The sequence below is a fragment of the Halobacterium bonnevillei genome (genome assembly GCF_009831555.1).
In the GTDB taxonomy this organism is placed as follows: Archaea; Halobacteriota; Halobacteria; order Halobacteriales; family Halobacteriaceae; genus Halobacterium; species Halobacterium bonnevillei.
This window is the reverse complement of sequence record NZ_WUUU01000133.1, coordinates 1-8,557: the sequence shown is the minus strand read 5'-3', so window position 1 is coordinate 8,557 and position 8,557 is coordinate 1. Positions and strand designations below refer to the sequence as shown.

The window sequence follows — 8,557 nt, the reverse complement described above, 5'->3', positions numbered from 1 at the left end:
CGCTCTGCGAAGCCCTCCAGAACTGGATGGAACTCCGCGCGCTCGGCCCCGACGCCGCCAGCGAGGAAGACGGCGCCATCGGCGAGTACGCTGACTTCCCGGACGACGTCCACGACTTCGTCGACCCCGGCACCACCATCCCACTCGACGACGTCGGCCCCGACGACCCGCCCGCTGGCGAAGCCGAACTCGACGCCGTCCTCGACGCCGTCGCCGCCGTCGACCTCGACGCCTTCGCCGCCCGCCTGACCACCCGAGACCTCGACGCCGCCGGCTTCGAAGCCGTCCGCGTCCTCGTCCCCCAGGCGCAACCGCTCTTCGTCGACACCCCCTACTTCGGCGACCGCGCCAGAACCATCCCCAGAGAACTCGGCTTCGAACCCAGCCTCGACCAGCCGTTCCATCCGTTCCCATAGCCACGTTTTGCTGCGCTCGCGGTGAACGGCTTCGCTCGGGCTCTTCGAACCGCTCGCTTGCCGATGCTGGACAGTCGGCTGTATACGTTGTGACGAGCATTCGGGGACCGAGCGGTTCGAAGAGCCCGAAAAGTCCGCGATTCACAGCGCGAACGGCGAAGCCGTGAGCGCTGGCCGACGAGCGACCACCACGCGAACAATGCGAGCGCGACGGGAGCGAGGAGTGCTTTTCCCGCGAGTGTTTCCGAGTGGACCGCGCGAAGCGCGCCCCACGTGGTTCGAGCGGCACCGAAGGCGTCTCTCGTCACTGAGCGAATCGAAGATTTGCGAGGGCAGCGAACGCCTCGCGTTCGCCCGCGCTATCCGTGACAGCGCAAACAGCGCGTATTAGACCCCGAAGGTCGCGCGGAGCATGTCGCGGGTGCCGGGGCCGAGGCCGACGGCGACGACGGCGACGAGCATGAGGACGAAGTATCGTGGGGCGTCGTCGCGGAGGCCGGCGTCGAACAGCGAGAGGACGAAGAGGACGGCGGCGATTTTGAGGAGGAGGAACGGCCAGGCGGTGCCCGTGTAGTGGGTGATGTTGGCGGGGAGCGTGCTACTGGTGAAGTCGACGACGGCGGCGTTGACGGGGTGTTTGGGGATGAGGTCGTTGGCGAGGCCGAGTTCTCGGGCCCAGTCGAGGCCGATGACGTTGGCGACGCCGTCGACGGCGTGCGCCCAGACGACGAGCGCGCCGGCTCGCTCGGTGCCGGAGGTGACTGACGGGAGGCTGTGTCGTGCGGCGTACCAGACGATGGCGGTGACGACGGTGGCGAAGAAGACGGTGAGGAGGGTGAACTGCGGGTGGAGGGAGACGTAGTCGGTGGTCGCGGAGAGGAACAGGAGGTAGCCGACGGTGGCAGTGAGAAGCAGGGTGCCGATGGCGGCCAGCGGCCGGTGGTAGCCGTCGGTGACGTCGGTGCGGCGTGCGAGGTAGACGGAGACGACGAGCGCCGCGAGCGCGATGGCGAACATCACGAAGTAGATGATGGGGCTGATGATGAGGGTGTTCACGGGGAACGCCAGGAAGGGCTCGAGGTCGGCGGCGACGGCGGCGTCGTTCGCGTCTTCGACGACGCGGAGCGCACCGCCGAGGAGGACGAACGGGAACAGCGCGTAGAGGAAGTCCATGCGTTCGCCGACGCGGAGGCGGTCGAGGAGGAAGGTGACGCCGATGAGTGACGCGAGCAGCGTAACGGCGTACCCGACCTCGGAGACGAGCGTGTAACCGGGGTGCGCGACTGGCTCGCTGGCGGCGCGGCAGGCGGCGGAGTTGTACAGAAACTCGACGTTCCCGCCGTTCCAGACCGCACACTGGGCGCCGTTGGCGTCGGCGGCCACGGGCCCCCAGAAGTAGTGCCAGACGAAACCGCCATACACGGCGTCGCGGAAGAGTAGCGACCCGCCGACGAGGGCGAGGAGGACGACACCGACGACCGCGGCCCAGGCTCGCTCGCGGTCGGTCTCGGGGAAACTCATGTACGGAGACGTGGTCGGTGAGGGTTTTATCGTTGCGGTCTTCGGACGACGTCACCGCAATCTACTCGCAGGTCGTCGCGTGAGCGGCTCTCCGGCCCTCAGAGCGGGAGTTCCTTGGACTCGTACTCGGTGCCGAGGACAACCATCGTCTGGGAGCGCGCGAACCCGTCCATGTCCGCGATCTCCTCGAACATGAGGTCGCGGAGGGTGTCGGTGTTCTCGGCGTACACGCGCAGAATGATGTCCCACTCGCCGGTGGTGAGGTTGATCTCCTGGACGCCCTCGATGTCTGCGAGCTGGTCGAGGGCTTCGTCCTCGCGGCCCTGTTCGACGCGCAGGCCGACGATGGCCGAAGTGCCGAGGCCGACCGCTTTCGGGTCGAGATCCGCGTGGTAGCCGCGGATGACGCCGGCTTCCTCCATGCGGTTCACGCGGTCGTGGACGGTCGCGCTCGACATCTCGATCTCGCGTGCGATCTCGCTGAACGGCTTCCGGGCGTTCGACTGGAGCGCGCGCAGGATGGCGCGGTCCGTGTCATCGAGGTTCATACCTTGAGCCGAGCACCGAGACCACCAATACGCTTACTACTCGCGGCCACACTTGCCCAGAGCGGGCCCTGCTACTCGGGGCGGATCTCGCGTGCGGCTTCGAGCACGACGTCGTGGGCCTCGCCGTTCGACGCGACGAGGCCCTCCGCGCCGGGCTCCCAGCGGTCGCCGTGGACGTCGGTGACGACGCCGCCCGCCTGCCGGACGAGGTGGACGCCCGCGACGGAGTCCCAGGGGTTCGCGACGACGTTCGTGACGACGCCCTCGATCTGACCGCTTGCGAGCATCGACAGCACGGCCTGCGCGCACCCGTACCGCCGCATGTCCGCGAACCGCTCGACGATGGCAGCGCACGCCCGGCCGTACTGGTCGCGGTGGTCGAAGTCCCACCAGATGGTCGGCACCACGACGAACGTCTCCGGGTCGGTCTTGGAACTGACCGACACCGGGTCGCCGTCCCGCGTCACGCCCTCCTCGCCGGCGATATACGCGTCCTCCATCGCCGGCAGGACGTTCGCGGCTGCGACAGTTTCGCCCTCCTTGACGGCCGCGACGGACGTCGCCCAGACCTGGGTGTCGCGCACGAAGTTGTTCGTGCCGTCGATCGGGTCGATGACCCACGCGGCGCCCGACTCCGGCACTGTCTTCAGTTCGTCCTCCTCCTCGCCGACGATGGCGTCCTCGGGGTGCGTCTCGCGGATGACTTCGATGACGCGGCGCTGTGCCTTCCGGTCCGCCGCCGTCACGACGTCGGTCTTCCCCGACTTCGTCTCCACGTCGATGCCCGTGCGGAACGCCGCCAGCGCCACCTCGCTGCCCGCTCGCGCGGCGCGCTCTGCGACGCTGACGCGGTCCTCGTTCATGGTCACAGCACCGGCCCGCCCGCTCAAAGAGTCGTCGGTACGCTGTCGGGACGGCGCGTTCCCGAACCCCGAGTCAGACCGCGTCGTCCTCGGGCGAGGCGAGTAAGTCGTCCTCGTACTGCGCGACGGCCTGTACCACAGCGTCGGCGTCCTCGTCGGGGACGCCGTACTCGTCGAGACTCTCGTACAGCAATTCGACGGCGCGTTCGATGTGTGCGGGCGTGAACGGCACGTCGATGTGCGCCTCCCGGACGGGCGCAGCGTCGTACGTCTCCGGCCCGCCGGCGGCTTCACAGAGGAAGTCCGTCTGCGTGCGTCGCAGCGACTCCACGTCGGCGCCCTCGAAGAACGGCCCGAGGTCGTCGTCCGCCAGCAGGCGGTCGTAGAAGTCGTCGACGACGGCCCGGATCCCCGGTCGCTCCCCGAGACGCTCGTACAGCGTCGTGTCGCCCATGTTCGACTTCGAGGCGACACCCCGAATAAAAGCTACCTGTTTCGGCGAATTCACACGACTGCTATCGGACACCCACGGCTCGACGCGTGAACACACAGAAGCGTTTTGCGAGGGAAGTCCGCCTCGCGGACTTCCCGCATCCATTCGCGCCGTGCGGCGCGATGCGATGCGAGGGAAGGGATTCGAACTTCCGTCGGACGCGTCCGACAGCGTTCGAACCCTCCGCACCCCATCGCGTGCGGCGCGATGCGATGCGAGGGAAGGGATTCGAACCCTCGAACTCCTACGAGAACGGATCTTGAGTCCGTCGCCGTTGGCCGAGCTTGGCTACCCTCGCACGCGACACACACTCGGCGTGTGCCGGGTTTAGGCGTTGCGAATTCCGGGGGCTGTGGGACCGCTGTACTTTTCTCTCGGTAGCTGTTGGGTCCACGTGATGACGGAGGGAGAGGCACGGGACGTGACGCGCTGCAAGGTCGGGCGACTCATCGAGTCGTACGGCCTCGACGGCGAGGGCGACCGGCTCGAACGCCGCTGGCTGGGCGACGGCGTCGAGCGCGCGAGTCTCCGGACGCTCGCCGACGAGTTCAACCAGGCGCTGCTCGCGTCGGCACTGGACGACGCCGGCGTGAACCCCGTGGAGGCCGACCTCGAGACGACGTACCGCGTGCTGACCGACGAGGACGAGAGCGAGGGCGCACGCACACAGAAGCGCCTCGAGCTCTCGCGGGACGGCGTGGACGTCGACACCCTGTTGTCGGATTTCGTCTCCCATCAGGCCGTGCACACGTACCTCCGGGACTACCGGGGCGTCGAGCGCCCGGAGAGCGAGGACAGCGAGCAACTGGAGCGCGACATCGAGACGCTGCGTCGCCTGCAGTCCCGGGCGGAGTCCGTGACCGCAGACGCCGTCGAGCGGTCAGCGAACACCGGCCGAATCGACGTCGGGAACGCCGACGTCCTCGTGAACGTGCGCGTGTTCTGCCAGGACTGCGGCGCCGACTACGACGCGGAGGAACTCCTGCGTCGCGGCGGCTGCGAGTGCGAGGAGTGATCCGGCCATCGGCCCGGAGCAGGCCCGCGCGCCTTGATTCCGCCCGTATGATGAAGAACTATATCTCGTGACCGAGAAACAGGGGTATGGATCAGCCAGCCGCGTTACAGTCGGCGGCACGCATACGCGCCCAGAACGTGGGCGGAATCGACGAGACTGACGTCGATTTGGAGCCCGGGGTCAACGTGCTCGTCGGCCGGAACGCGACAAACCGGACGTCGTTCCTGCAGGCCGTGATGGCGGCACTGGGGAGCACGAACGCGACGCTGAAGGGAGACGCCGAAGAGGGTCGCGTCGAACTGGAACTCGGCGGCGACACGTACGAACGCAAACTGCATCGCGTGGACGGCGACGTCGTGTTCGGGGGGGACGCCTACCTCGACGACCCGGAACTCGCGGAGTTGTTCGCGTTCCTCCTGGAGTCCAACGAGGCCCGGCGCGCCGTCGAACACGGCGAGGACCTCCGCGAGATCATCGTTCGACCCGTCGACACCGCACACCTCCGCAGCGAAATCGAACGCCTGGAGGGGGAGAAACGCGACATCGACAGCGAACTCGCTGACCTGGACGACGTGGAGGCGCGGGTGGCCAACCGCGAGCAGCGCGTCGCGGAACTGGAAGCCGAGCGCGAGGACCTCCAGGCCGAACTCAAGGAGGCGCGTGACGCCCTCGACGAGGTGGAAGCCGAGGAGGGCGGCTCGGAGGCGCTCTCGGAGCTCAAAGAGCAGCGCTCGGACCTCGAGGACGTGCGGTTCCGCCTGCGGACCGAGCGGGAGAGCCTGGAGTCGCTGCGCGAGCAACGCGAGGACCTCCGTCAGGAGCGCGACACGCTGCCGGCCGGCGACGTCGACGTGGACGCGCTCGCGGAGAACATCGAACAGTTGCGCGAGCGACGCAGTACCCTCGACGCGGAGATCAACGACCTGCAGAGCGTCATCCGCTTCAACGAGGAGTTCCTGGAGGGGTCTGCGGGCATCCAGGAGGACATCGAGAACGAACTCGGCGCCGCCGAGGACACCGACGGAGCGGTGACCGACGCACTGCTGGCCGACGACCGCCAGGTGTGCTGGACGTGCGGGACGAACGTAGAGGCCGACCGCATCGACTCGACGGTCCAGCACTTGCGGGACCTCCGGGAGCGGAAACTGGCGGAGAAAGCCGAAGTCAGCGAGGAGCTCGACGACCTCACCGAGCGCCGGAAGGAAGTCTCGAACGTCGAACAGCGCCGCAGCGAACTCGAGCAGTCACTGGAGCGGGTCGAGGAAGAGATCGAGGAACGCGAGGCCCGCGTGGAGGAACTGGCCGCCGACCGCGACGCCCTCGAGGCCGACGTCGAGGACCTCGAGACGGCCGTCGAGGACGACGGCCGGGACGCCGCGCTGGATCGCGCCAAGCGCGTGAACGAACTGGAAGTCCAGCTCGACCGCGTGACCGAGGACCTCGCGGACGCCCGGGAGACGGTCAGGGAACTGCAGGCCCGTCTCGACAGCCGCGAGGAGCTGGAGGAGCAGCGCGCTGGCGTGGTGGAGTCGCTGCGGGACCTCCGAGAGCGCGTGGACAGCGTGGAGGCCGCGGCCGTCGACGCGTTCAACGACCACATGGAGACGGTGCTGGACCGCCTCGACTACGAGAACATCGAGCGCATCTGGATCGAGCGCACGACGGCGAGGACGAAGAGCGGCCGGCAGACCGTCGAGCAGTCGGAGTTCGAGCTCCACGTCGTGCGGGCGAGCGCCGACGGCACCGCCTACGAGGACACCGTCGACCACCTCTCGGAGAGCGAGCGCGAGGTGACGGGACTCGTGTTCGCGCTCGCCGGCTACCTCGTGCACGACGTCTACGAGACGGTGCCGTTCATGCTGCTCGACTCCCTGGAAGCGATCGACTCCGACCGCATCGCGTCGCTCGTGGACTACGTCTCCGAGTACGCCGACTTCCTGGTCGTCGCGCTGTTGCCGGAGGACGCGCAGGCCGTGGACGTGGACAACCGCGTCACCGAAATCTGAGCTGGTCGGCGAGCGGAGACGGTTAGTCGCCGTCCTCCGAAACGGTGAGGATCCAAGTGGGGCCGGTCCAACGGATTCGTAGCGAGTACCGGCCGTTACTCGAGCAGTTCGCGCGCGATGATGTTCTTCTGGATCTCCGTGGTGCCCTCGTAGATCTGGGTGATCTTCGCGTCGCGGTAGAACCGCTCGACGTCGAAGTCGTTGACGTAGCCGGCGCCGCCGTGGATCTGGACGGCTTCGTCGGCGACCTCGACGGCGATGCGGGACGCGAACTCCTTTGCCATCGACGCGAGCGCGGTGAGTTGTTCGTCGCGGTTCTCGACGCTCCACGCGGACTTCCGGGTGATGGTGCGGGCGGCCTCCGTCTGCGTGTGCATCTCGGCGAGCTTGTGCTCGATGGCCTGGAAGTCGCTGATCGGGCGGCCGAACTGCTCGCGTTCCTGCGCGTACTCGAGCGCGCGCTCTGCGGCGCCCCGCGCGATGCCGACGCCCTGCGCGGCGACCATCGTGCGCGTCTCGTCGAAGAACTGCATCAACTGGAGGAAGCCGCCGCCCTCCGTGCCGATGAGGTTCTCCTCGGGGACGCGGACGTCGTCGAAGATGAGCTCCGCCGTGTCGGAGGCTCGAATCCCGAGTTTCCCCGTGATCTTGTCCGCCTGGAAGCCGTCGCGGTCGGACTCCACGACGATCTGACTGAAGCCGTTGTACCGGCCGCTGGCCTCGGGGTCCGTCTGGCAGAGCACGACGAAGAAGTCGCCGACTGAGCCGTTCGTGATCCACATCTTGTTGCCGTTGATGACGTACTCGTCGCCGTCCTTCTCGGCGCGCGTGGACACGCTGGAGACGTCCGACCCGACGTCGGGTTCGCTGATCGCCGACCCCATGATGGCGTCCCCGGCCGCGACAGGCGGGAGGAAGCGCTCCTTCTGGTCGTCGGTCCCGAACGCGATGATCGATTCGGCGCCGAACCCGGCGCTGGAGACGGAGAGCCCGATGCCCGCGTCCGCGGCGAACAACTCCTCGATGATGATCGCGGCTTCGACGGGCGAGTAGCCCGCGCCGCCGTACTCCATCGGGATGCCGGGGCCCAGCAGGCCGGCCTCGGCGGCCTTGTCCATGACCTCCCAGGGGTACTCTTCTGCTTCGTCGTACTCGGAGGCGACCGGTTTGATCTCGTTCTCCGCGAACCGGCGGACCTCCTCCTGGATTGCTTGCTGCTCGTCGGTCAGTCCGAAGTCCATGCACACTACTACCGTAGACCGGACCAAAAGCGCTCGTAAACCCCGGACAATGCCCGCGCAGTTCTTCCGGGCGGACTCGAACTGCTGATCCGACCGCTCGAGACGGCCGCCTACGCCGTCAGGCGGCCCCTTTTGGCTGGAGTGCTCACGGGCGCGGTCACCAGCCGGACGCTCCTCGACGTGAGTCACGCGCTCCGAGACCGTGGCGACCGCTACCCGAACCGGGAGTCGTACCACACCCCACAGATTAGTTGGGAATCCAACTAAAACGCGCTTCCGGAAACCACCAAGAGGCGTCGGCACAATCGGGTAAGTGCAATGTCCGATTACGAGCTACCGCCGCTTCCGTACGACTACGACGCCCTCGAACCGCACATCAGCGAGCAGGTCCTGACGTGGCACCACGACACCCACCACCAGGGCTACGTCAACGGCTGGAACTCCGCCGAAGAGA

The 8,557-nt window shown here is 67.5% G+C and carries 7 protein-coding genes, 1 tRNA gene and 2 pseudogenes; 4 read left to right on the top strand and 6 right to left on the bottom strand.

All coding sequences use genetic code 11. The features are described from left to right. Positions 1 to 416: pseudogene (locus tag GRX66_RS13885) on the top strand (YcaO-like family protein); the annotation flags it as partial. 387 nt (positions 417 to 803) lie between these two features. Here the strand turns inward: GRX66_RS13885 and GRX66_RS13880 are convergent. The 5 genes from GRX66_RS13880 to GRX66_RS13860 all read right to left on the bottom strand — a co-directional run bounded on the left by GRX66_RS13880 (position 804) and on the right by GRX66_RS13860 (position 4,139). Then, positions 804 to 1,937, bottom strand: coding sequence for a DUF63 family protein (locus tag GRX66_RS13880; protein WP_159527092.1), 1,134 nt, complete (start codon positions 1,935 to 1,937; stop codon positions 804 to 806). A gap of 98 nt (positions 1,938 to 2,035) precedes the next feature. Continuing rightward, the gene (locus tag GRX66_RS13875; RefSeq protein WP_159527091.1) at positions 2,036 to 2,485 is read right to left on the bottom strand and encodes an Lrp/AsnC family transcriptional regulator; all 450 of its coding nucleotides are present in this window, start codon (positions 2,483 to 2,485) and stop codon (positions 2,036 to 2,038) included. Between the two features lie 71 nt (positions 2,486 to 2,556). Further along, positions 2,557 to 3,348 (bottom strand): inositol monophosphatase family protein, encoded by a 792-nt coding sequence (locus GRX66_RS13870; RefSeq protein WP_159527090.1) that lies wholly within the window; start codon positions 3,346 to 3,348, stop codon positions 2,557 to 2,559. A gap of 73 nt (positions 3,349 to 3,421) precedes the next feature. Further along, positions 3,422 to 3,802, bottom strand: coding sequence for a group I truncated hemoglobin (locus GRX66_RS13865; protein ID WP_159527089.1), 381 nt, complete (start codon positions 3,800 to 3,802; stop codon positions 3,422 to 3,424). Between the two features lie 252 nt (positions 3,803 to 4,054). After that, positions 4,055 to 4,139, bottom strand: a tRNA-Leu gene (locus tag GRX66_RS13860). A 99-nt stretch (positions 4,140 to 4,238) separates the two neighbouring features. Here GRX66_RS13860 and rdfA point away from each other — a divergent pair. Together rdfA and GRX66_RS13850 are read left to right on the top strand one after the other, a co-directional pair. After that, positions 4,239 to 4,856: a rod-determining factor RdfA gene (gene rdfA / locus GRX66_RS13855; protein WP_159527088.1), complete on the top strand. Its 618-nt coding sequence runs from the start codon at positions 4,239 to 4,241 to the stop codon at positions 4,854 to 4,856. Between the two features lie 86 nt (positions 4,857 to 4,942). Beyond that, positions 4,943 to 6,862, top strand: coding sequence for an archaea-specific SMC-related protein (locus GRX66_RS13850; protein WP_159527087.1), 1,920 nt, complete (start codon positions 4,943 to 4,945; stop codon positions 6,860 to 6,862). Positions 6,863 to 6,957: 95 nt separating this feature from the next. On the opposite strand, the gene GRX66_RS13845 is transcribed toward GRX66_RS13850, so the two are convergent. Beyond that, entirely contained in the window at positions 6,958 to 8,103 is a 1,146-nt protein-coding gene (locus GRX66_RS13845; protein ID WP_159527086.1) for an acyl-CoA dehydrogenase family protein, read from the bottom strand. 318 nt (positions 8,104 to 8,421) lie between these two features. Here GRX66_RS13845 and GRX66_RS13840 point away from each other — a divergent pair. Beyond that, a pseudogene (locus tag GRX66_RS13840) lies at positions 8,422 to 8,557 on the top strand (superoxide dismutase); the annotation flags it as partial.